The organism is Larkinella soli (genome assembly GCF_003703975.1).
Lineage (GTDB): Bacteria > Bacteroidota > Bacteroidia > Cytophagales > Spirosomataceae > Larkinella > Larkinella soli.
This window is the reverse complement of the sequence record NZ_QTJY01000016.1, coordinates 1-21,866: the sequence shown is the minus strand read 5'-3', so window position 1 is coordinate 21,866 and position 21,866 is coordinate 1. Positions and strand designations below refer to the sequence as shown.

Sequence of the window (21,866 nt, the reverse complement as noted above, 5' to 3'; positions counted from 1 at the left end):
TCAGGCCGAAATTCCGTAGCCATTTCTCCAAGGCCATGCCCGCCCCTGACAAGGCTAAACCGGCCCTGTTGTGCCTTTAACTCTGGAAAATCCCGAAAAAATGCTATATTGCTAAAATTGCAGGGGAGAGAACCGAAAGCTAAACTTATGTACCAACGTTCTCGTTTATTCGTTACCCCACTATACAATAAGGACCGCACCTATGCTCGGCAGAGATCATTCATCCAGAGATAGTTCACAAAAAGATAATCCGGAAAAGAGGGGTTCTTTCGGGAATCTCTTTTCGTTTTTTTCGGGGCGCAGGGTAACTTCGCCCGAAGAGTCTGAAGACGGTAAGACTATGAAAATAAACGAGAGACTGGCGAATGTAGTTGAACAAAGCAATTACATCAGTCGCGACCTTAGCTGGCTAAAATTCAACGCCCGTGTGCTGGATCAGGCCCGGAACCCGGAAAGACACCTTCTCGACCGGCTTAAATTCCTGGCTATCACGGCCTCTAACCTCGATGAATTCTTTACCATCCGGGTCGGAAGCCTCTATAATTATATAGATTACGGCAAGGAACGCGTCGATTATTCCGGCCTGCGGGAAATCCCGTTCCGGAAAGCCCTCCTGGGCGCAGCTCAACAGTTCAGCAGAGAACAACTCGATGTTTATAATGAACTGGCCGGTTCGTTCAGTGAACTCGAATTCCGCATTATCGGCATCGACGACCTGACCGAAGAGGAACGAACCCGTGCCGTGGAATACTTCGACCGGACCATCTACCCGATGCTGACGCCGATGGTCTACGACTACACCCACACCTTCCCGGTGCTGCTGGCGAAAGTCCTGATTTTCGGCGTCGTTACCCAAGACCCCAATCGACCGGTGAAAGCCGGCGACGAGGACGAAAACCAGCGTCTGTCCTTCGTTCAGATCCCGGCCAATCTGCCCCGGTTCATGACCCTGGAGCGACCGGCCGAGACCTGCTTCCTGCCCATTGAGGAAATCGTCCGGATGGAGATCAAAAAGCTTTACCGGAACGTCGACATTATGGCCGTCAACCTGATGCGGATTACCCGGAACGGCGACTTTACCCTGGAGGAAAGTGACGACATCGAAACCGATTTTATCGACGAGATCAAGCAGAAGATCAAAGACCGTCGTCTGGGACGGGTCGTACGGGTCGAAATTCAGTCGGGCGCCCAGGAATGGATGATCAACCTGGTGAAGAAACGGTGGGAAATCGACGACTTCAACCTCTTTGAGAACGACCGGCTGATCGACTACACGAGCCTCTGGCAGATCATCCGGCACCCCGAATTCCGGGATGAACTGCCTGCTCCGCCCTCGCCCGTTCTGCCTCTTGGGCTGCGCCGGGAGAAGAACACCGATATTTTTGAAATCATGAAGGAGCGGGATATCCTCCTGCACCATCCTTTCAACAACTTCGAGCCGGTTCTGACCCTGCTCGAACAGGCCGCCGAAGACCTGAACGTGCTGGCGATCAAGCTGACGATCTACCGGCTCGCCAAGCGGTCGAGGGTGACCGAGGCCCTGTTGAAGGCGGCCGAAAACGGCAAGCACGTATCGGTCCTGTTCGAGGTGAAGGCCCGGTTCGATGAGGAAAATAACATTCGGGAGGCCCAGCGGCTGCAGAAGGCCGGCTGTTTCGTCATTTACGGCATCAGCAGCTACAAGACACATACGAAACTGTTGCTGGTCGTCCGGAATGAAGGAAACCGGGTGGTCCGCTACGCCCACCTTTCCAGCGGAAACTACAACGAGGAAACCTCCAAGCTGTATACCGACATCGGCCTGTTGACCACCGATGAGATCTATACCCACGATATTTCGGAGTTTTTCAATGTCATTACCGGACATTCGCTGCCGAACGATTATCAATACCTCATCACGGCCCCGCGCGACATGCGGATGCAACTCGTTAAGCTCATCCAGGAGGAAGCCGAGAACGCAAGACAGGGGCTGCCGAGCGGTATTTGCATCAAAATCAATTCGCTGGAAGACAAGATCGTGATCGACGAGTTGTACAGGGCTTCGCAGGCCGGCGTGCCCATCCGGCTGGTGGTACGCGGCATTTGCTGTCTGCGGCCTCACCGGAAAGACCTCAGCGAAAATATCACCGTGCGGTCCATTGTCGGGGATTTTCTGGAACACACGCGCCTGTTCTATTTTCACAACAACGGCGACCCGAAAATCTACGGAGGCAGCGCCGACATCATGGTTCGGAGCTTCGACCGGCGCATCGAGTCGTTGTTCCTGCTGGTCGATAAAAAGGTTAAGCAGCAGGCTATCCATCTTCTGAATTACAACCTGCGCGACAACGTCAACGCCTACGAGATGCTCGAAGACGGCCACTATAAGAAATGTTGTGTCGATGTGGATAAGGAAGAAACCTTCAATATCCACCAGCGGTTCTTCCATGTGACCCAGAAAGAAGTCATGGAAGCCCGGCTTTTTAACGAGATCACGCCCCCCGAACCCGAGCCGGAGCAGCGGCCGGAAGAGCGCGAACAGGAAGAGGAAGTTCATTAAAAAAAGACCCGGCCAAAACCGGGTCTTTTCGTTTTTAACGGACAAACCGTAGGACTTCGGCAATGAACCGGTCCGTCTCCGAGACGAAAGGCTCATGCCAGGAAGCGTCGAACGTAACCAGGGAAGCGGAGGTAGCCGTAAGCAGGTCGCGGGTTTCGTGGGCAATTCCGACCGGAACCACGCCGTCTTTTACTCCCCAGAACAGGGCTACCGGGATCCGGATGTTTCGCAGCAGGGCGCTTTTCTCGAATTTCTGCATCTCTACTTTTCCGTACTGTTCATACGCCTTGCCGTGGGTGAACTGGCCCAGGGCGGTGTTGGGCGTGGCAAACACATAGTTGACGACAAACGCTTTGTCGTCATAGAGCGAAACCGGATTGCCACCCAGGTCCATCATGTGGCGATACAGCTTTTCCCATTGGTAGGTACTGAGGTTTTCTCGGGTGACCGGGTTCTCCGCTGCGTATTTCTCCACCTCCGGTTTATTCTGTTTGCGTGCTTCCCGCAGGACCCACTCGCGGACCTGAACGAGCCAGCGGTAAGTCGAGAAGGTCCCGTTGACCGCCATCAGGCCACTGACCATCTTCTGATTGTCGCCGGTTGTCAGGAACTGCCAGGCCAGCTCGACACCGAAGCTGTGCGCCAGCAGGTAAATCTTCGCGTTCGGATACCGTTCCTTCAACAGTTTGACGGTATAATAGGCATCCTCGCCGAATTGCTCGTAGTTCAGGGTTTTGAGGTCGACTTTGCCCGATGAGGAGCCCGCGATCCGCTGGTCCCAATAAGCCACGGCCACCGAATTCTCCAGCCCTTTTAAGTAGTGCCGGTAACACATTGCACAGTCGCCGGGGCCGCCGTGGAGGTACAGAACGATCTTATTGGAAGACAGGTTGCCGCGCACCCAGATGGGCATATCGGCCCCCTTGTGACGCAGATGAAAGGTCTGCCCGACCTCGGTCAGGTCTTCTTTTTCGCAGGAAAAAAAGAGGGTCACAAGGCTTGTAAAAAGACAGATATGGAGGAGTCGACGGAGGGATTTCATGATTTCTTCAGGGGTTTAATGATGCCGGCTTCCAGGCTGAACCGCAAGAGCGATGAGGCATTGTAAGGACGCTGCTGCATGAGGTTCAGCCGCGCATACCAGGAGAATCCGGCCCTTTTCCGAACGGAAAGATCTTTGCCGAAGCCGAGGGAAACCGTAGGCAGGAAGGCGTTTCGACCTGCCAGGGGTACCCTCCGGAACGCACCCGTTTCGTCTACTTCGAACGTGGTTCCGGCCAGGAAATAACGGAAGTAGGAGGGGGCCAGCGCCAGTTCGTAAAAGCCGCCCCGGGGTCCGGTCCGGCGGTAGGCCAGCTCGGGAGAGACCACAATGCCGGTGTGATTGTGGGGATGCCGGTACACCGCTATGCCCGGGGCGAAGAGGATTTCCTTCCGGACGGTTTCATTCCGAAGATGCCGGGTGCCGACCGGAATCTCATATCCGGCTTTCAGGCCGTAATGCGTGACGGTTTCGCCGTAGTAGGCGAGTCGAAGTTGCTGGGCGCGCACCCCTGTTGCACTGAATAGCAATGCGCTCATCATTAGTAGTGTTGTTTTCATGGCTTTCGTGAATCCGGCGCAAAATTAGAAGGCCGGCCGCCGGATATGAAGGCGAAGAAGGGCATTCTATCCGCCAATCCATGAACGTTTCGGCTGAATCAGGAAGGACTTCGGTTGAAACAGGAAAAAAGATCGATGAATTCAGAGCGGTTCTTCCAGCCATTTTCTGAATTCGGGCGCTTTCTGCTGGCTGATGATGACCTCCCGGGTAAGAGTCGGAGAAACCTCCACCTTCAGCTTTCCGTAAGGAGCGTTCAGGAAAGACCGGCACGACCTGCGGTTAAGCAGGAACTGACGGTTGGCCCGGAAAAAGGAGTCGGCAGGCAGCGACTGAGTCAGGTCATCGAGGCTGGTGCTGATCAGATACTGGTCGCCCGAAAACAGGGTCGCATAGACGAAACTCTCTTCAATAAAGAAGTAAGCCACCTCGGTGGTGGGAACGGGAATGTTCCGCTGGCCGCTGTTGACGACCAGGATCTTGCGGCTGCCCGCCGAATCCGCAACCGGCCGGGGCTCCGGTCCGGGAGTCGGTTCAGGCCGGTCGGCGGCTTTGCGGTATAGGTAATACCCGAGGTAAAACAGGTTCATCATGGCGATGACCAGCAGACTGACCGGAAACTCATAGATGGGGAAGGTCGACTCCATGATGTCCTGCCCGATCACGAACTCGAAGAACACCAGAACCAGAAGCAGACACACGACCACCGGCCCCAGAAAACCGGCGAAGAACTGGGCCACCGCCCGTCGGACCGGCTGCCCGAACCAGTCCAGCCGCCCGTCCAGCGAAACGGTGGCGGTCCGGACACCCAGCCAGACCAGGGCGGAAATGGCCGAGGTGATCAGAATGTCGCGGAGATAGAACGATTGCTTCCAGAGCTCGAAAAGGCTTTCGGTCTGCCCCAGATTGACGAAGAAATACCCCAGGAGCAGACTACCCGTCAGGATCACCCAGCGATCCCGGTAAACGATTCGCGTCCGATTCATGGGTCCGGTTTGGTTCAGTCGGTGAATTGGGCTGGAAAATCCTCAAAGTTAATCACTAAAACCCTTCCGATGGGGCCATTCGCAGTGCATTCCTTTGTATCTTCACAGGTTTTTTGTAAAAATCCGTACACTTCAACTAACCAGTCATTAATGAGTCGTTTTACCGGACTGATCGGAATCGTGCTGATTCTGGGCATTGCCTACGCCATGTCCAACAACCGAAAAGCCATCAACTTACGGACCGTCGGCGTGGGTCTTCTCCTCCAGTTTGGGCTTGCGGTATTCATCCTGAAGACCGATATCGGGCAGGAAATCTTTCAGACGCTGGGTCATTACGTCGACCGGCTGCTTCAGAAAGCCGTCAAGGGGGCCGAATTCGTCTTTTCTCCGCTGGTCCGGCCCGACCTGCTGCAACGGGCCTTCGGTCCGGGAAACAGCTTCATCTTCTTTTTTCAGGTCATCCCGACCATCATTTTCGTTGCCGTCCTCGTCAATATTTTTTATCACCTCGGCATCATGCAGCGGGTGGTAGCCGTCATGGCCCGTGTCATGAAATGGCTCATGGGTGTCAGTGGGGCCGAAGCCCTTTCCAACGTTTCGAGCACCTTTGTCGGGCAGGTCGAGGCCCAGATCATGATTAAGCCGTACCTGAAAGGCATGACCAACTCCGAGTTGATGGCGTCGATGGCGGGTAGCTTCGCCTGCATCGCCGGCGGAGTACTGGCCGTCTATATCTCCCTCGGCGTCCCGGCGCCCTACCTGCTGGCGGCCAGCCTGATGGCGGCTCCCGGTGCGCTCGTCATCAGCAAAATCGTCTTTCCGGAAACGGAAGCGTCCGAAACGCAGGGAACCGTCCGGCTCGAAATCCGGAAATCCCACGCCAACCTGCTCGACGCCATTGCCGCCGGCGCCAGCGAAGGGCTGAAGGTCGGTTTCAACGTCGTGGCGATGCTGATCGGTTTCATCGCCCTGATCGCCCTGATCGACAGCATCCTGTTCCGGATCGGCTATTATATTTTCGGCATCGATTTCCTGAGTCTCAATTATCTGCTCGGTAATCTCTTCTCCCTTTTTGCCTGGGCCATGGGTGTTCCCACGAAAGACATTCAGGCGGCCGGGGCGCTGATGGGAACCAAGATGGTCGTCAATGAGTTTGTTGCCTATCTCGACCTGGTCAAAATCAAGGATACCCTGGATCCCAAGACCATCGCCATCACCAGTTTCGCCCTCTGCGGTTTTGCCAATTTCTCGTCCATCGCCATTCAGGTGGGCGGTATCGGCGAGCTGGCGCCCTCGCGCCGGAGCGACCTGGCCCGGCTGGGGTTCAAGGCCCTGATCTGCGGTACGCTGGCTTCCTACATGTCGGCGACCCTGGCCGGGTTGCTCCTGTAAACAACGACGAACACCATGCAGACCAAAACCTGGACCGAACGGATTCCGCAGTATTATCTCCGGCATTTTGCGGCCGACAACCTGCCCGCCGACCGCTGGCCTCATCCCACCCGTCTGCATGACCTGTTCCAGATCTACGAACGGAACCACCTCCGCTGCCGGAATTATGTGCAGTGGTCCAGGACCGATTATTTCAAGATATCGCTGATCACGGAAGGAGAGGGGCGGTATTATTACGGGGATCAGACCTACCCCGTCCGGCCCAACAGCCTGATGCTGACCGTACCTTCGCAGGTCAAGGCGTGGGAAGCCACCACGGAGGAACAGGAAGGCTATTTCTGCGTCTTCACGGAAGAGTTTCTTCCCCACACCGAAGAGGGCCGCCCCCTGCACCTTCTGCCCATGTTCCGCATCGGGGCCTCGCCGGTGCTTTCGCTGACCCCGGAAGAAACCGGCTATTTCGCGCAGCTGTTCCGACAGATGCAGGAGGAGTTTTACGGCGAACACGACGACCGGGCCGACGCCATCCGGATTTACCTGCGCCTGATGCTGCTGATGATCCGGCGCGTGGCCGGTGACCAGAGCGAACCGGCCACGGTCAATTCCGCGGCCGACCTCACCAACCGGTTTCTGGAGATGCTGGCCGGCCAGTTTCCGGTCCTCTCCGTTGAACAGCAGGTCCGGCTGACCACCGCCAGCCAGTTTGCCGACCACCTGGCTGTGCATCCCAACTACCTGAACGCCTGCGTCAAACGGGCGTCAGGCCGAACCGTAAGCGAGCATATCCGGGACGTGATCATGCACGAAGCGGGCCGGCTGCTGATTCAGACCTCCTGGCCCGTTTCGGTCATCGCCGACTGCCTCGGCTTCCGGGACGTATCCTATTTTTCCCGGGCCTACAAGGAATTCAGCGGGCGGTCTCCCCGGGCCCATCGGCAATAACCTTCCTCCCGTACCGGTATTTTCCCGGATCCGTCGGTTCGCTTCAGTCGGACGGCGTGCTCATCCGGACCAGTTCATGGACCGTGTTCCAGTTACGGGTGGTGGCGGTCTGCTTCAGCCGGCTTTCAAAAAAGGAATTGCTGAGTCTGGTGCGCCCGTAGCCGTCGGGACAAACCAGATAAATCTCCCGCCCGCGGACGGCAAACGCATCCGGAAGAAAGCCGTCCGGATGGATTTTGTCCAGCCGGTCCGATTCAGGTTCCCGGTCCAGAAAGGTGACGTGGAGTTTCTTCCGGTCGCCCTCCGCCCGGCCGGCCAGGGGGTTGCCGTCCAGAACCGTCTTCATTTCTCCCGCCGTCCGGATCAGCACCTTCACCTCGAAGCCGAAGTGTTCCTGAATGGCTTTTCCCAGTTCAGACGCCACTGTTGCCGTGTCGCCGGTTTCGGCTTCAAAAACCACATTGCCGCTCTGGATATAGGTCCGGACGTTCGAATGGCCCAGTTGTTCGAACAGGCTTTTCAATACCGGCATCGAAACCTGCTTCGATCCGACGTTGATCCCCCGCAGGAGGGCAATCAGGGTGTGGGTCATTCGGGATAGGTTTTAGTGGAACCGGCGCCAAAGATAAATTCTGCAACAACTCCTTTCAATAGTAAAAATGGCCGGGTGCCGGCCCGTGTAGTTTTGCAGTGAACAAACACCACATCTGTCATGAAATACCGTCAGTTAGGTAAAATCAACGAACAACTCTCCGCCATCGGGCTGGGCTGCATGGCCATGGCCGACTCTTTCGCCTATGGACCGAGCGATGAGAACGAATCCGCAGCCACCCTCCACCGCGCGCTCGAACTGGGCATCAATTTCTGGGACACCGCCGATATGTACGGCGTAGGGGCCAACGAGCGCCTGATCTCGAAAGTACTCGTTCCGAACCGCGACAAGGTGTTCATCGCCACCAAGTTCGGCTTCGTTCCGAACGAAGGGGGCGGCTCCCGGCTCGATGTTCGGCCGGAGCGGATCCGACAGGCCGCCGAAGACAGCCTCCGGCGGCTCGGCATCGACACCATCGACCTGTACTACGCCCACCGCGTCGATCCGGCGGTTCCGGTGGAGGACATGGTCGGGGAAATGAGCCGCCTGGTGGAGGAGGGAAAAGTCCGGTACCTCGGTTTGTCGGAAGCTTCCGCCCAGTCCCTGCGCCGGGCGTATGCCGTCCATCCCATTGCGGCCCTGCAAAGCGAGTATTCCCTGTTCACGCGCGAGGTCGAGGCCGAGGTTCTGCCTACCGCCCGCGAGCTGGGCATCACCTTCGTGCCCTACAGCCCGTTGGGCCGGGGTATCCTGACGAACACCTACCAGGATCTTCAGGCGCTGGAGACCACCGACTTCCGCCGGACTATCCCCCGTTTTCAACCCGAGGCCCTCGACTCCAACCGCGCCCTGGTAGAAGCCCTTCGGGAAATTGCCGAATCCAAAGCGGCCACGACCGCCCAACTGGCACTGGCCTGGCTGCTCGCCCAGGGCGACGACGTCATCCCGATCCCGGGTACGAAGCGACGGAAGTATCTGGAAGAAAACGCGGCAGCCGCCGACATCGCGCTGACGGACACCGACCTTCGGAACATTGCGGAAATTCTTAAGAACCATCCCGTAGTCGGGGAGCGATACAGTGAAGGTGCCCTGAAACTGGTGAATCGCTGAGCCGGTGAAAAGCCCCGGAAAACCGGTTTTCTGATTTTTCTTACTTTTTCAAATCATTTTTGAAAAAATAGGGTTAATCAGGAAACCGGTTTTTTTAAACATAACAGGAAAATTGTAATTCCCTAAGAAAAAGCAGAATAAATTGGCAAAAATGCACCATAGGGCTGCTTTTTTTTAGCATTTTTTAGGGATTACCGTTTACCTTTGTTATGTTACTGACATGAAACAGCGGAAAAATGGCCTCCTGATCCGCCGGTTGCTGTGTTGGCTGATGGCTCTGCATATTCTGAACATCAGCATCGGCACCCCGGATCACCTGTATCCGCCCACTCAGAAAAGTGGGTTCAGGGGAGACTATTCCGTTCACCGGATCGACAGTTTTGGTGAACTCCTGCTGAAAAAGTGGCTCGATCTGGAAAATCTGTTTCCTGAAAAGGAAACGGCGGGGGAAGAGTCGAATCTGACGGCGCTGGAGGAAGATTACTTTTTTCCGCAGCCGTTTCATTTTAAGTTGACGCCGGTCGCCTGGCGTTCCGAGGATCGTCCGCCGACCCGGTGGTCGATCCGCGTTCTATCGCACATCCGGGAGATACCGATCCCTCCCCCGCAGGTTTAAAGCGCCGTGCCGGACCACCGGCCTTCCGGGCGCCCTGACTGCATTTCCACTATCTATCGCAACCCCTTTTTGAACGTTTTTCCATGATGGCTGCCCGTCCGGGTGACGTCTGTTATGGACTACGACTATCTATTGGCATCCTATCCGGTTTGTCCCTGAATAACTATGAAACCATACATCAAAATGATACGATACAACCTTGTAACGACCCTTGCGCTCGGTGCCCTTCTGGCAGGATGTTCGACGGAACAAAAAGAAGACGAACAGAAAGACCGGCAGGCGTTGCCCGTCGTGGAACTGACCCGGCAATCGACGACCCTGCACCGCGAATACGCCGGCAATGTCGAGGCCGTCCGGAATGTCGAGATCCGGGCCAGAGTCGGTGGCTACCTGGATAAAATTTTTGTGGATGAAGGCCGGCAGGTCCGCAAAGGCCAGCTGCTGTTCCAGATCAACCCGGCCGAATACCAGGCCGAACTGGCGAAGGCCAGAGCCAGCCTGAAAAGCGCCCAGGCCGAGGCAAAAACCGCCGAGGTGGAACTGGGCCGGGTGAAGCTGCTGGTGGAGAAGAAAATCGTGTCGGCCTCCGAACTCGATCTCGCCCGGTCGAAGGTCGAATCGGCCCGGGCCGCCATCGAAGAAGCCCAGTCGGCGCAGCAAAACGCGTCCCTGCGACTGTCGCACGCCAGCATCCGCGCTCCCTTCGACGGCGTCATCAACCGGATTCCCTTCAAAATCGGCAGCCTGATCGAGGAAGGGGCCCTGCTGACGACGGTTTCGGACATCCGGGAGGTCTACGCTTACTTCCACGTCTCGGAGAAGGAATACCTCGATTATATCAAGAAAACCCGCAACAACCCGTCGAGCCACGCTCAGGAAGTGCGCCTGCTGCTGGCCGACGATTCGCCGTATGGGTATGCGGGTAAAATCGAAACGATGGAGAGTGTGTTCGACGACGGTTCCGGGACGATCGCCTTCCGGGCCCGTTTTCCGAATCCGGACAAGCTGCTCAAACACGGCGCCACCGGCAAGGTGCGGCTGGCCAATGAAGTGGACGATGCCGTTCTGGTGCCGCAGAAGGCCGTATTTGAAATTCAGGACCGGAATTACGTCTACGTGGTGGATGCCGCCAACAAGGTGAAAATGAGAAGTTTCGTTCCGCAGAGCCGGCTGAATCAGTTCTATTTAGTGAAATCCGGGCTTCAGGCCGGAGAAAAGGTGGTTTACGAGGGTATCCAGAATATCCGGGAAGGGATGGAAATCACCCCGAAACCGCTGCCGGCCGACAGCCTGGTCTCGTTGATTCCTTCCGGCACTGAAAGCCGGATTGCCACCAAATGATCCAATATTTATGTTCAATACTTTCATAAAACGACCGCTGCTTTCGGCCGTGATCTCGGTGCTGATCACGCTGCTTGGCCTGTTGTCGCTGCTCAGCTTACCCGTTACCCAGTTCCCGGACATCGTTCCTCCCTCCGTTACCGTGACCGCCCTCTATACGGGGGCCAACGCGGAAGTAGCCACGAAGGCCGTCGCCATGCCCCTCGAACGGGCCATCAACGGCGTGCCCGACATGACCTACATGACCGCCATCTCCGGCAACGACGGATCGACGCTGATCCAGGTCTTTTTCAAGGTCGGCACGGACCCCGACCTGGCGGCCGTCAACGTACAGAACCGGGTCACCACCGTCCTCGACGAACTTCCCGAAGAGGTCATCAAGAACGGGGTGACCACCGAAAAGGAGGTGAACAGTATGCTGCTCTATCTGAACCTGATCAGCAGCGACTCCACCGCCGACGAAAAGTTCATCTATAACTTCGCCGACATCAACATCCTGCCCGAACTGAAACGGATCGACGGGGTCGGTTTTGTGGATATTCTGGGCGCCCGAGAATACTCGATGCGAGTTTGGCTTCACCCCGACCGCATGACGGCCTACAACGTCTCGGCCGAGGATGTGATTGCGGCCATTCGGCGTCAGAACGTCGAAGCCGCTCCGGGGAAAGCCGGGGAGAGCGCCGACCGCGACCCCCAGGTGCTCCAGTACGTTCTGAAATATACCGGGAAGTTCTTCGAGCCCGGCCAGTATGAGAACCTGGTGATCCGGGCCGACGACGACGGCTCCATCCTGCGGCTGAAAGACGTGGCCGAGGTGGAGTTCGGATCGCTGGACTACAGTATTCTGTCCAAAAACGACGGAAAGCCGTCGGCGGCCATCATGCTGAAACAGCGACCCGGCTCCAACGCCCGCGAGGTGATCGACAACGTGAAGACGCGGCTGGCCGAACTGAAGGAAACCACCTTTCCGCCGGGCATGACGTTCAATTTCGCCTACGACGTGTCGCGCTTCCTCGACGCTTCCATCCACGAGGTGGTCCGGACGCTGTTCGAAGCCTTCATTCTGGTGTTCATCGTCGTGTTCCTCTTTTTGCAGGACTGGCGTTCCACGCTGATCTGTGCACTGGCGGTGCCGGTGGCGCTGGTCGGGACGTTCGCCTTCATGGACGTCATCGGCTTTTCGATCAACCTGCTGACCCTGTTTGCGCTCGTGCTGGCCATCGGGATCGTGGTCGATAACGCCATCGTCGTGGTGGAGGCCGTTCACGCCAAGATGCACGAGGAACATCTGTCGCCCCGGCAGGCCACGTTCGCGGCTATGAAGGAAATCAGCGGGGCCATCGTCGCCATTACGCTGGTCATGTCGGCGGTGTTCGTGCCGGTAGCGTTCCTGTCCGGCCCGGTCGGGATCTTCTACAGGCAGTTTTCACTGACCCTGGCGATCTCGATCGTGATTTCCGGGATCAACGCCGTCACCCTGACGCCGGCGCTCTGCGCCCTGCTGCTGCGGCCGATCGACGGTGAGCAGAAAGGGCTGCTGGGCCGGTTTTTCACCCGGTTCAATCGGGGGTATGACGCCCTCTCGGGAAAATACCGGGGCATTCTGCGGGCCATCGTCAACCGGGGCACCGTCACCTGGGGGGCGCTGATCCTGTTCGTGGCTGCCACCTGGGGCGTCAATACCATCCTGCCCGCCGGTTTCATTCCGACCGAAGACCAGGGAATGATCTACGTGAACGTTACCACGCCGGTCGGCGCCACCGTCGAGCGAACCGAGGAGGTCATGGATCAGGTGCAGGCGGTAGCCTCCCAACTGGAGTCCGTCGAAAACGTATCGACGCTGGCCGGCCTGTCGCTGATGACGGACGGGGCGGGGGCGTCTTACGGGATGGGGATGATCAACCTCAAACACTGGGACGAGCGCCAGGAAACCGTCGACGACGTGATTGCCGTGCTGGCCGAAAAGACGAAACACATCAGCGACGCCAGCATCCAGTTCTTCTCTCCGCCGACCGTTCCCGGTTTCGGGAACTCCAGCGGTTTCGAGATTCGTCTGATGGACCGGACGCGGAGCGATAACCTCCAGAAGACCAAGCAGGTGACCGACCAGTTCATTGCCGCCCTCGAAGCGCGGCCGGAAATCAGCCGGGCTTTCACCAGCTTCGACCCCAGCTTCCCGCAGTATGTGCTGCACGTCGACCAGGACAAGGCCGCCCAGAAGGGCGTCTCCATCGACAACGCCATGAGCACGCTCCAGACGCTGATGGGAAGTTATTATGCCTCGAACTTCATCCGGTTCAACCAGATGTACAAGGTGATGGTCCAGGCCGCCCCGCGCTTCCGGGCCAAACCGGAGGATGTGCTGAACCTGCGGGTAAAGAACGACAAGGGAGAGATGGTGCCCTATTCGAACTTTGTGCGGCTGGAGCGCGTCTACGGTCCCGAGCAGCTGACCCGGTACAATATGTTCACCTCGGCCATGATCAACGGCGAGGCTGCTCCGGGTTTCAGCAGCGGGGACGCCATCCGGGCCGTGCAGGAGGTAGCGAAGGAAAAACTGCCGCGCGGCTTCACCTTCGACTGGTCGGGGATGACCCGCGAGGAAGTGCTTTCCGGCGACCAGGCTATTTACATCTTCATTATCTGCCTGGTGTTCGTGTATCTGCTGCTCGTGGCGCAGTATGAAAGCCTGTTTCTGCCGCTGGCCGTACTGCTTTCGCTGCCCGTCGGGGTGTTCGGTTCGTTCCTCTGTCTGAAGCTGGCCGGTCTTCAGAACAACATTTACGCGCAGGTCGCCCTGGTCATGCTCATCGGTCTGCTGGGTAAGAACGCCATTCTGATCGTCGAGTTTGCCAACCAGCGCCAGCAGGAGGGACTGTCCATCGTGAAAGCCGCCATTGAAGGAGCCGTCGCGCGTCTGCGTCCGATCCTGATGACGTCCTTTGCCTTCATCGCGGGTCTGATTCCGCTCTGTATTGCCTCCGGTGCCGGTGCCCTCGGCAACCGGTCCATCGGTACGGCGGCTGCCGGCGGTATGCTCATCGGTACGCTGTTCGGCCTGGTCGTCATTCCCGGTTTATACGTGGCTTTTGCCGCCCTGGGCAAGAGGTTTGGCTCGAAACCTCCCGAAGAGGAGGAGGCCATTCCAGTTTCTGAATTAACCCAAACGCATTCCAATGGTGCCACCGTTCATTCATAAATCTTTCAATTCGCTTGGTTGCATTGCCCTATTGACGCTTTCGATGAGCGGCTGCCGGTTGCTGGCTCCGCCGGAGCAGACCACCCGGCCGTCGAAAGTCGATTCGCCGGTGACGTTTATCGGAAACACCGACACCACCAGCCTCGGAGACGCCGACTGGCGGACTTTCTTTTCCGATCCCGATCTGGAAAGTCTGATCGACACGGCCCTGGCCCGGAATCCCGACGTGCAGATCATGGCGCAGCGGGTTGAGATGGCCCGGTCCCAGTTCCAGTTTACCCGGGGGGCGCTCGTCCCAACGGTCGACGCGGTGGTATCGGCGGGTTTCGACAAGTACGGAACCTATACGATGAACGGGGTCGGGAACTTCGATACCAACCTGTCCAACAATGTGAAGGGCAACAAGAAGGTTCCCAACCCCGCGCCCGACTATTTTCTGGGCTTCCGCAGTACCTGGGAGATCGACCTCTGGGGCAAGCTGAGAAACCGGAAGCAGGCGGCTTTCGTTCGGTTCCTGTCGTCGGAAAAGGGGCGGCATCTGATGGTCACCTCCCTAGTGGCCGAAGTAGCCCGGCTCTATTATACCCTGCTGGCCCTGGATGCCGAGATGGAAATTATCCGGGAAAATATCCGATTGCAGCAAACTGCCGTCGAACTGGTCGATGTCCAGAAGGCCGCCGGCCGGGTGACGGAACTGGCTGTCCAGCAGTTTACGGCCCAACTGCTGAATACCCGCAGCCTGGAAGGGCAGGTGCACCAGCAGATCGTCGAAACCGAAAACCAGTTGAACCTGCTGCTGGGCCGTTTTCCGCAGCCGATTGCCCGGCGGAAGAACCTGCGCGATCAGCAGCTGCCGGCGCTGGTGCGGGCCGGGGTGCCGATGCAGATGCTTCGGCGCCGGCCCGACATCCGGCAGGCCGAGCTGGAGATGGAGGCCGCCCGGATCGACGTCGAGGTGGCCCGGGCCGAGTTTCTGCCCTCGCTGGCCCTGACGCCGTACCTGGGCCTGAACGCCTTCCGGGCCTCGGTGCTGTTCGACCCGGCTTCGGTCGCCATGGGCATGGTGGCCGGCCTGACGGCGCCGGTCTTCAACCGCCGGTACCTCAAAGCCAACTACAACCTCAGCGAAGCCCGCAGCCGGGAAGCTTTCCTCCATTACCAGAAGGCCATTCTGAGCGGGTTCAGCGACGTGGTCACCGACCTGAGGGGAATCGAAAACTTCCGCAACGTCGCCAATCTGAAGGCGCAGGAGGTAGCGATGCTCGAACAGGCGACGGGCGTTTCGAAGGAACTCTTCGCGACCGGCTATGCCTCTTATCTGGAGGTTATTACGGCCCAGCGGAGCGTACTGGAAGCCAAGCTGGCGCAGATCAACGTCAAACGCGCTCAATTCCACTGGCTGATCGACCTTTACCGGTCGCTCGGCGGAGGATGGCAATAATAGTTTAAACAGGCGGAAGCGCATTGGACGGCAAAGCGTTACCTTAGCGGTCCCAATGCGCTTCGCCTTTTATGACCCGAATCGGCCTGCTTTCCGACACCCACAGCTACCTGGACCCCCAGATTTTCCGCTATTTCGAAGACTGTGACGAGGTCTGGCATGCCGGTGACATCGGCTCCCTCGAACTGGTCGATCAGCTGCGGGCGTTCAAACCGCTGCGGGGCGTCAGCGGCAACATCGACAGCAAGGAGATCGAGCGGGAATGCCCCATTCACCAGCGGTTCGAACTGGAGGGGCTGGATATCTGGATCACCCACATCGGCGGCTCGCCCCCGCGATACAACCCCTTCGTCCGGCCCAACCTTCAGGCTAAACCGCCGGACCTGTTTATCTGCGGCCATTCCCACATTCTCAAGGTCAAACGCGATCCGACCCTGAATGACCTTCTGTTCATCAACCCCGGAGCGGCCGGGAAGTCGGGCTTTCATCAGGTGCGGACCTGCATCCGGTTTTCGCTCGACGACCGGCGGGTGAGCGGTATGGAAGTGATCGAATTGGGCCGGCGGTAGGAGCGTTGCCGGAAAGAAATGGTATATTGCCGGCCGTTTACCAACCTCCATCGTGGATGAAAATTGCTGTTTGGCATAACCTGCTCAGCGGGGGAGCCAGCCGCGCCCTGCATCAGCACATCAAAGGGCTGGCCGAGCGCGGACATACCGTCGAGGTCTGGACTTCCTCGCTGGCCGACCGGAAGTTTCTGGATGTGGACGCCTACGTGACGCGGACCCACGTTCTGCCGCTGTCCATGACCACCCGCATCCGCGAGGATTACCGGGACCGGGTCCGGGCGCTGATGTTCGAGCCGGATACGAAGGTGCAGCGGATGCTGGATTTCTGTAAACGGTGTGCCGACGAGATCAACGCCGGCGGCTTCGACATCCTCTTTGCCAATTCCTGCATTTACTTCATGATGCCCTATATCGGGCGATTCATCCAAATCCCGAAGGCCCTTTACCTCGGTGAGCCGAACCGGTTTCTGTTCGAAGCGTTCCCGAAGCAGCTCTGGGAGGGCCTGCCCCCCGCCACCGGCAACTGGTCCAAAAGGGATTACCGGAACCAGTTCTGGGACGATATCTTCAAAATCCGTCAGGCCCGGGTGCGTATGCGCGAGGAGATCTATAATTTCGGCACCTACGACAAGGTGCTGGTCAACTCCTACTTCAGTAACGAAAGTCTGGTCCGGGCCTACGGCGCTTCGGGGGAAGTCTGTTACCTGGGTATCGATACCGACCTTTTTCCCTACCTGAACCTGCCCCGCGAACCGTTCGTGATGGGGCTGGGCGCGTTTTACCAGCATAAGCGGCCCGAAACCGCCATCGAATCGCTGGCCCTGATTCCCGAAGCCGTCCGGCCCCGGCTGGTATGGATCGGCAACATGGGCGATACGGCTTATGTCAAGATTCTTCGGGAAATGAGCCACCGGCTGGGCGTCCGCTTCGAACCGCGCGAACACGTGCCTCAGGAGGAACTGGTGCGGCTGCTGAATACCGCATCCTGCCTGCTCTACACCTCCTCGCTCGAACCATTCGGGCTGGCTCCGCTGGAGGCCAACGCCTGCGGGCTGCCGGTGGTGGCGGTGGCGGAGGGGGGCGTCCGGGAAACCATCGTCCACGGGCAGAACGGCCTTCTTGTGAACCGCAATCCCCAGGAAATTGCCTTTGCCGTCGAACGCATCCTGACCGATCCCGCCCTGTTCGAAACGCTTTCCACGAACGCCCGACGGCAGGTCCGCGACCACTGGACCTACGAAAAAGCCATCGACCGGATCGAGAATGCCCTGATCCAGACGATGGCGAAGGAAAAAATGCCGGTATAAAATTACAGCGGAATCTGCTCGAACCGGACCGCCGGCTGATCGGCGTCCTTGAAAGCTTTGCGCGGCCGGATGTTCAGCGTCTGGAACAGCTGCCGGTCCTGATCCTCTTCCGGGTTCGGAGTCGTCAGCAGTTTGTCGCCGGCGAAGATCGAGTTGGCGCCGGCCAGGAAGCAGAGCGCCTGCTCCTCCACACTCATGCGAACCCGGCCCGCCGACAGGCGAACCATGGCTTTCGGCATGATGATCCGGGCCGTGGCAATCATCCGGACCATCTCCCAGACCGACACCCGGGGCTGGTCTTCCAGCGGGGTTCCTTCCACCGGAACGAGGGCGTTCACCGGCACCGATTCGGGGTGTTCGGGCAGGTTGGCCAGCGTATGCAGCATGCCGATGCGGTCCTGGTGCGATTCACCCATGCCGATAATGCCGCCGGAGCAGACCGAAATTCCGGCCTGCCGGACGTGGCCCAGCGTGTCGAGCCGGTCGTCGTAGGTGCGGGTCGAGATGATGTCGCCGTAATATTCCTCGCTCGTATCGAGGTTATGGTTGTAGGCATACAGACCGGCCTGCTTCAGCTTTTCGGCCTGGCTTTCCGTCAGCATCCCGAGCGTGCAGCAGACTTCCATCCCCATGCCGTTCACGCCCTTTACCATATCGAGCACCTTGTCGAAGTCGCGGTTGTCGCGGACTTCCCGCCAGGCGGCTCCCATGCAGAACCGGGTGCTGCCGGAGGCCTTGGCCCGCTGGGCGGCTTCGAGCACCTCGTCCACCTCCATCAGCTTGTGTACCTTCACGCTGGTATGGTAGCGGGCGGCCTGGGGGCAGTAGGCGCAGTCTTCGGGGCAGCCGCCGGTTTTCACCGAAAGCAGCGTACAGACCTGCACTTCCTGGGGGTCGTGGTGCTGGCGGTGTACGGTGCCGGCGCGGTAGATGAGATCCAGAACGGGGGAGTTGTATATTTCGGCGATTTCGTCGCGGGTCCAGTCAGTACGAACTTGAGTCATAAAATAGGTGGTCGTAAGTCGATATCCTCGTCACCGGCAGCAGCAGGCCGGCTCAAAGATAGGAGTCGGGGCCGACCGGCGCAAATTTTCACCGGCAATCGGCCTTCGTCAGCCGGTTTTCATAGCCCTGTTCGGGTTGCTTCAGCACCCATTTTCCATCTTTCTCCATCCGCTCGCCTTCCCGCCAGGTTACCGCGTCGCCTTTCAGGGTAAACACCATCACGTAGGGCTGGGTGACTCCTTCGCCCGAGCGCTGCCATTCGGCCCGGATAACCTGATTCTCCAGTGTGCCGCTGAGGGGGCCGGCGGCCCGGTCTTTTTCGTACGGCAGCATCGCCAGTTCTCCGGTGACGGTGGTGCCGCTGATCCGGAGCCGGAGCCGGGTCGTATCCCGGCCGGTAACCTGCTGAAAACAAAGGGTGTCGGGCAGCACCGTGGCGGTGACGGAAGCGGAGTCGGGCGCGGCTTTCTGTTCCTCTTGCCAGGACGAATTGCCGCAGCCGTTCAGGAGCAGGGAGAAGGGAAGCAGGGAAAGGATAAGTTTCATGAAGGTACGGTTTGGTTGAAAATCAGGAGCCTATACAGGGAAATCCGGAAATGAAACGCCGTGTTTTGGGTTAAAGTTTGGCGAACTGGTCGAACCGGAATCGACTGAGGTCGAAATCCGTCCGGCCGTCCAGCGCCAGATCGGACAGAATCTGCCCGACGGCCGCCGAATGCTTGAAGCCGTGGCCGGAGCAGCAGGAGGTGACCAGCACCCGCCGGCAATCGGGATGGCGGTCGATCAGGAAATCGCCGTTGGGCGTCATCGTATAGAGACAGACCACCGCCTTGACACAGCCGGACCCGATTCCGTGGAAGTCCGGCCGGATCACTTCTTCATACATTCTCCGGGTTTCGGCTTCGGAAACGGTCCGGTCGACCGCATCGGGCGTCGTCGGATCGGTATAATTTTCCTTCGCGATTTTGATGCCGCCGGCCGGGCCGTCTACGGCCGGAAAACCGTACAGGCTGCGATCGCTCAGGATAAACACCGGAAAGCGTTCGGGTCGATAGCTTTCCCAGGCCGACTCTACATCGAACCAGTAGAGCACCTGCCGGTACACCTGCAGCAGATCCCGCCAGGGGGTGTCGCGGAGGGATTCCAGCACCCAGGAACCGGTGGTCAGAATCAGTTGGCGGGTGCGGTACTCGCCCCGGTCCGTCCGAACCCGTACCTCGTCGCCGACCTCCTCGAACGACAGCATGGTTTCGTTCGTCCGAACGTCCGCGCCGTTGGCCCGCGCCTGCGCCAGCTGGGTGGTGATGCAAAGCTCCGGGCGCAGAAAACCGGCTTTTTCCTCCAGGTAACCGATGTCCGTCTCCGCATAGTGGAACTGCGGATATTCCCGCCGGAGGGCGGCCTTATCCAGAATCCGGTGGGCGATGCCGTATCGCTCGGAGGCCGCGATGGTGGTTTTCAGCCAGCCGGGTTTGTTCCGGGTGAGCAGGGCCGACTGTTCATTCCCGACAAAGAGGCCGCCGGTAATGGTTAGAAGCCGGTTTCCGGAAAGCCGCTCCAGCTCGTCCCATATTTCGTAGGAGCGCAGCGCCAGCGGCACGAAGTGTTCGCCCTCGCCGATGGCCTGTCGGGTAATTCGGGTGTCGCCGTGGGTGGAACCGAAGGGGTGGGGCGGAGAAAACCGGTCGATGCCGCAGACGTTCCGGCTTCGTTTCGACAACTGATACAGGCCGGCGCTGCCCATGGCACCCAGGCCGACCACCAACGCGTCGTAGATCATTCGTATCGCTCTGAAAGGATTCCCAATGGTAAGGATAATTCGGCAATGGCCCGGCGCCCGCACTTCAATATGTAAAAGCGTTCTTATAACCATTTGATTTTTAACGGGTAATAAAAAATATTTTTTGAAAACGGAAATCCAATCACCACGCATTCCTGTAAGTATTTCGTCTTACGACACGTGTCTTTCCTCAACCATTAACCAGATTTTCCATGAAGCAACCTCTTCCCCTGCCCCAGGGCGGCAGGACTGTTCCTGCATTCAGTTTCCATCTCTAAAAAGCCGTTGTATGAACCCATTCCATTTACCAGTTAAATGGGGGAAGGTCTGCCTGTGCCTGATGCTCTTTGTGGCTGTCGGTTCGGGTGGTTTTGCCTCCAGTCACCGGGAAGCCCCGCTGATTTCCAGCGACCCGCTGGCCGACAACACCGACGTCTACGCCTTCAAAAGCCCCGACGACCCCAATGCGATTACGATTATCGCCAATTACATCCCCTTCCAGTTACCCGAAGGCGGGCCGAACTACTATAATTTCGGCCAGGACATCCGGTATGAAATTCACATCAAGAACCGTACGTCCACCCCGGGCGACGACATCACTTACCGGTTTACGTTCACCACGACGAATCAGGACCCGACCACCTTCTTCAACATCCGGCTCGGGAAACAAAACCTGAAAACCACCTATACCTGCCAGAGAAGCACCGACGGCGGAGTGACGTTTACGACCATCGTCAGCAACGGGGTGGTGCCGCCGGCCAACATCGGCCCCCGCTCCATTGAAAACGGCACCGTCGGGCTGGGCACGCCCTACAACACCCTTGTCGATCAGGCCATCGCCACGGCCACCTCAGGCGAGAAGGTGTTCTGCGGCCCGGCCGACGATCCTTTTTTCGTCGATCTGGCCGGAGCTTTCGACGTCGGTAATTTCCGGCCCGAAGGCAACCCGGTCAACCCGCCCAAAGACGGCCTCGCCCGGTACAACGTTCACGCTATTGCCCTGAAAATACCGGTCAACCTGCTTCAGAAAGACGGCAAGACGGTATCTCAGGCCACGAATATCCTGGACCCGGACTACGTCATCGGCGTGTGGGCGTCGGCCTCCCGGCGGCAGATCAAGACCATCAACAACGGGGGGGATGTGGGCTATGACGGCGGCTGGGTGCAGGTCTCGCGGCTGGGCATGCCCCTGACCAACGAAGCCGTCATTCCCATCGGCCTCAAAGACAAGTGGAACGCCCGTAGTCCCTACAACAACCAGGACCTGATGTTTGCTTCTTACTTCAGCAACCCCGAACTGGCTCTATACATGGACGACTCCCAGTTCGGCGCAGCCGTACCGTCGCTGAGGGGAGTAAGAATCCAGTCCAACTCGCTGGGAGCCTTCGACTTCCGCAACGGCAAGCCGGGCCTGTACGGGCTGAAAGGCACGGCCGCCGTGGCCGGC

Annotated in this window: 18 protein-coding genes; 11 read left to right on the top strand and 7 right to left on the bottom strand. The window is 58.3% G+C overall.

The annotated features are described in order from the left end of the window. Positions 1 to 202 precede the first annotated feature (202 nt). Entirely contained in the window at positions 203 to 2,539 is a 2,337-nt protein-coding gene (gene ppk1 / locus DX909_RS23280) for a polyphosphate kinase 1 (RefSeq protein ID WP_128547640.1), read from the top strand. Positions 2,540 to 2,573: 34 nt separating this feature from the next. On the opposite strand, the gene DX909_RS23275 is transcribed toward ppk1, so the two are convergent. The 3 genes from DX909_RS23275 to DX909_RS23265 all read right to left on the bottom strand — a co-directional run bounded on the left by DX909_RS23275 (position 2,574) and on the right by DX909_RS23265 (position 5,125). Then, positions 2,574 to 3,581, bottom strand: coding sequence for an alpha/beta fold hydrolase (locus DX909_RS23275; protein ID WP_128547639.1), 1,008 nt, complete (start codon positions 3,579 to 3,581; stop codon positions 2,574 to 2,576). Then, positions 3,578 to 4,120, bottom strand: coding sequence for a hypothetical protein (locus tag DX909_RS23270; protein ID WP_229311160.1), 543 nt, complete (start codon positions 4,118 to 4,120; stop codon positions 3,578 to 3,580). Before DX909_RS23270 ends, DX909_RS23275 begins: the two co-directional genes overlap by 4 nt. A 162-nt stretch (positions 4,121 to 4,282) precedes the next feature. Beyond that, a complete protein-coding gene (locus DX909_RS23265) occupies positions 4,283 to 5,125 on the bottom strand; it encodes a LytR/AlgR family response regulator transcription factor (RefSeq protein ID WP_128547637.1) in 843 nt (280 codons plus the stop codon). Between the two features lie 150 nt (positions 5,126 to 5,275). On the opposite strand from DX909_RS23265, the gene DX909_RS23260 reads away from it, so the two are divergent. Together DX909_RS23260 and DX909_RS23255 are read left to right on the top strand one after the other, a co-directional pair. Further along, positions 5,276 to 6,517, top strand: coding sequence for a NupC/NupG family nucleoside CNT transporter (locus DX909_RS23260; protein ID WP_128547636.1), 1,242 nt, complete (start codon positions 5,276 to 5,278; stop codon positions 6,515 to 6,517). Positions 6,518 to 6,532: 15 nt separating this feature from the next. Continuing rightward, positions 6,533 to 7,459 (top strand): helix-turn-helix domain-containing protein, encoded by a 927-nt coding sequence (locus DX909_RS23255; RefSeq protein ID WP_128547635.1) that lies wholly within the window; start codon positions 6,533 to 6,535, stop codon positions 7,457 to 7,459. Between the two features lie 43 nt (positions 7,460 to 7,502). Here DX909_RS23255 and DX909_RS23250 read toward each other — a convergent pair whose 3' ends face one another. Beyond that, positions 7,503 to 8,051: a DUF1697 domain-containing protein gene (locus DX909_RS23250; protein ID WP_128547634.1), complete on the bottom strand. Its 549-nt coding sequence runs from the start codon at positions 8,049 to 8,051 to the stop codon at positions 7,503 to 7,505. 120 nt (positions 8,052 to 8,171) lie between these two features. Here DX909_RS23250 and DX909_RS23245 point away from each other — a divergent pair, with 120 nt between their 5' ends. The 7 genes from DX909_RS23245 (at position 8,172) to DX909_RS23215 (ending at position 17,634) form a co-directional block, all read left to right on the top strand. Next, positions 8,172 to 9,161, top strand: coding sequence for an aldo/keto reductase (locus tag DX909_RS23245; RefSeq protein WP_128547633.1), 990 nt, complete (start codon positions 8,172 to 8,174; stop codon positions 9,159 to 9,161). Positions 9,162 to 9,381: 220 nt separating this feature from the next. Beyond that, entirely contained in the window at positions 9,382 to 9,777 is a 396-nt protein-coding gene (locus DX909_RS23240) for a hypothetical protein (RefSeq protein ID WP_128547632.1), read from the top strand. Between the two features lie 183 nt (positions 9,778 to 9,960). Continuing rightward, positions 9,961 to 11,118, top strand: a complete 1,158-nt coding sequence (locus tag DX909_RS23235; RefSeq protein WP_128547631.1) for an efflux RND transporter periplasmic adaptor subunit — start codon at positions 9,961 to 9,963, stop codon at positions 11,116 to 11,118. A gap of 10 nt (positions 11,119 to 11,128) precedes the next feature. Beyond that, positions 11,129 to 14,317: an efflux RND transporter permease subunit gene (locus DX909_RS23230; RefSeq protein WP_128547630.1), complete on the top strand. Its 3,189-nt coding sequence runs from the start codon at positions 11,129 to 11,131 to the stop codon at positions 14,315 to 14,317. Then, a complete protein-coding gene (locus DX909_RS23225; protein ID WP_128547629.1) occupies positions 14,295 to 15,758 on the top strand; it encodes a TolC family protein in 1,464 nt (487 codons plus the stop codon). Before DX909_RS23230 ends, DX909_RS23225 begins: the two co-directional genes overlap by 23 nt. A 71-nt stretch (positions 15,759 to 15,829) precedes the next feature. Next, a complete protein-coding gene (locus tag DX909_RS23220; protein ID WP_128547628.1) occupies positions 15,830 to 16,327 on the top strand; it encodes a metallophosphoesterase family protein in 498 nt (165 codons plus the stop codon). A 56-nt stretch (positions 16,328 to 16,383) separates the two neighbouring features. Continuing rightward, positions 16,384 to 17,634 carry a glycosyltransferase family 4 protein gene (locus DX909_RS23215; protein ID WP_128547627.1) on the top strand — a complete coding sequence of 417 codons (1,251 nt, stop codon included), beginning with the start codon at positions 16,384 to 16,386 and terminating at the stop codon, positions 17,632 to 17,634. Positions 17,635 to 17,636: 2 nt separating this feature from the next. On the opposite strand, the gene bioB is transcribed toward DX909_RS23215, so the two are convergent. The 3 genes from bioB to solA form a co-directional block, all read right to left on the bottom strand. Continuing rightward, on the bottom strand, positions 17,637 to 18,638 hold the full coding sequence (gene bioB / locus DX909_RS23210; protein ID WP_128547626.1) for a biotin synthase BioB: 1,002 nt from the start codon (positions 18,636 to 18,638) through the stop codon (positions 17,637 to 17,639). A gap of 88 nt (positions 18,639 to 18,726) precedes the next feature. Beyond that, positions 18,727 to 19,185 carry a hypothetical protein gene (locus DX909_RS23205; protein ID WP_128547625.1) on the bottom strand — a complete coding sequence of 153 codons (459 nt, stop codon included), beginning with the start codon at positions 19,183 to 19,185 and terminating at the stop codon, positions 18,727 to 18,729. Positions 19,186 to 19,255: 70 nt separating this feature from the next. Further along, positions 19,256 to 20,419 (bottom strand): N-methyl-L-tryptophan oxidase, encoded by a 1,164-nt coding sequence (solA, locus tag DX909_RS23200; protein ID WP_128547624.1) that lies wholly within the window; start codon positions 20,417 to 20,419, stop codon positions 19,256 to 19,258. Positions 20,420 to 20,759: 340 nt separating this feature from the next. On the opposite strand from solA, the gene DX909_RS23195 reads away from it, so the two are divergent. After that, positions 20,760 to 21,866: DUF4331 domain-containing protein (locus DX909_RS23195; RefSeq protein WP_164851380.1), on the top strand; the 1,107-nt coding region annotated here is incomplete at its 3' end.

Excerpts from the sequence above, each read along its gene's own strand:
- DX909_RS23255 (WP_128547635.1), top strand. The coding sequence starts at position 6,533 with ATGCAGACCAAAACCTGGACCGAACGGATTCCGCAGTATTATCTCCGG.
- DX909_RS23245 (WP_128547633.1), top strand. The coding sequence starts at position 8,172 with ATGAAATACCGTCAGTTAGGTAAAATCAACGAACAACTCTCCGCCATC.
- DX909_RS23265 (WP_128547637.1), bottom strand. The coding sequence starts at position 5,125 with ATGAATCGGACGCGAATCGTTTACCGGGATCGCTGGGTGATCCTGACG.
- DX909_RS23220 (WP_128547628.1), top strand. The coding sequence starts at position 15,830 with ATGACCCGAATCGGCCTGCTTTCCGACACCCACAGCTACCTGGACCCC.
- ppk1 (WP_128547640.1), top strand. The coding sequence starts at position 203 with ATGCTCGGCAGAGATCATTCATCCAGAGATAGTTCACAAAAAGATAAT.
- DX909_RS23275 (WP_128547639.1), bottom strand. The coding sequence starts at position 3,581 with ATGAAATCCCTCCGTCGACTCCTCCATATCTGTCTTTTTACAAGCCTT.
- DX909_RS23230 (WP_128547630.1), top strand. The coding sequence starts at position 11,129 with ATGTTCAATACTTTCATAAAACGACCGCTGCTTTCGGCCGTGATCTCG.
- bioB (WP_128547626.1), bottom strand. The coding sequence starts at position 18,638 with ATGACTCAAGTTCGTACTGACTGGACCCGCGACGAAATCGCCGAAATA.
- DX909_RS23260 (WP_128547636.1), top strand. The coding sequence starts at position 5,276 with ATGAGTCGTTTTACCGGACTGATCGGAATCGTGCTGATTCTGGGCATT.
- DX909_RS23215 (WP_128547627.1), top strand. The coding sequence starts at position 16,384 with ATGAAAATTGCTGTTTGGCATAACCTGCTCAGCGGGGGAGCCAGCCGC.
- DX909_RS23250 (WP_128547634.1), bottom strand. The coding sequence starts at position 8,051 with ATGACCCACACCCTGATTGCCCTCCTGCGGGGGATCAACGTCGGATCG.
- DX909_RS23235 (WP_128547631.1), top strand. The coding sequence starts at position 9,961 with ATGATACGATACAACCTTGTAACGACCCTTGCGCTCGGTGCCCTTCTG.
- DX909_RS23225 (WP_128547629.1), top strand. The coding sequence starts at position 14,295 with ATGGTGCCACCGTTCATTCATAAATCTTTCAATTCGCTTGGTTGCATT.
- solA (WP_128547624.1), bottom strand. The coding sequence starts at position 20,419 with ATGATCTACGACGCGTTGGTGGTCGGCCTGGGTGCCATGGGCAGCGCC.
- DX909_RS23240 (WP_128547632.1), top strand. The coding sequence starts at position 9,382 with ATGAAACAGCGGAAAAATGGCCTCCTGATCCGCCGGTTGCTGTGTTGG.
- DX909_RS23270 (WP_229311160.1), bottom strand. The coding sequence starts at position 4,120 with ATGAGCGCATTGCTATTCAGTGCAACAGGGGTGCGCGCCCAGCAACTT.
- DX909_RS23205 (WP_128547625.1), bottom strand. The coding sequence starts at position 19,185 with ATGAAACTTATCCTTTCCCTGCTTCCCTTCTCCCTGCTCCTGAACGGC.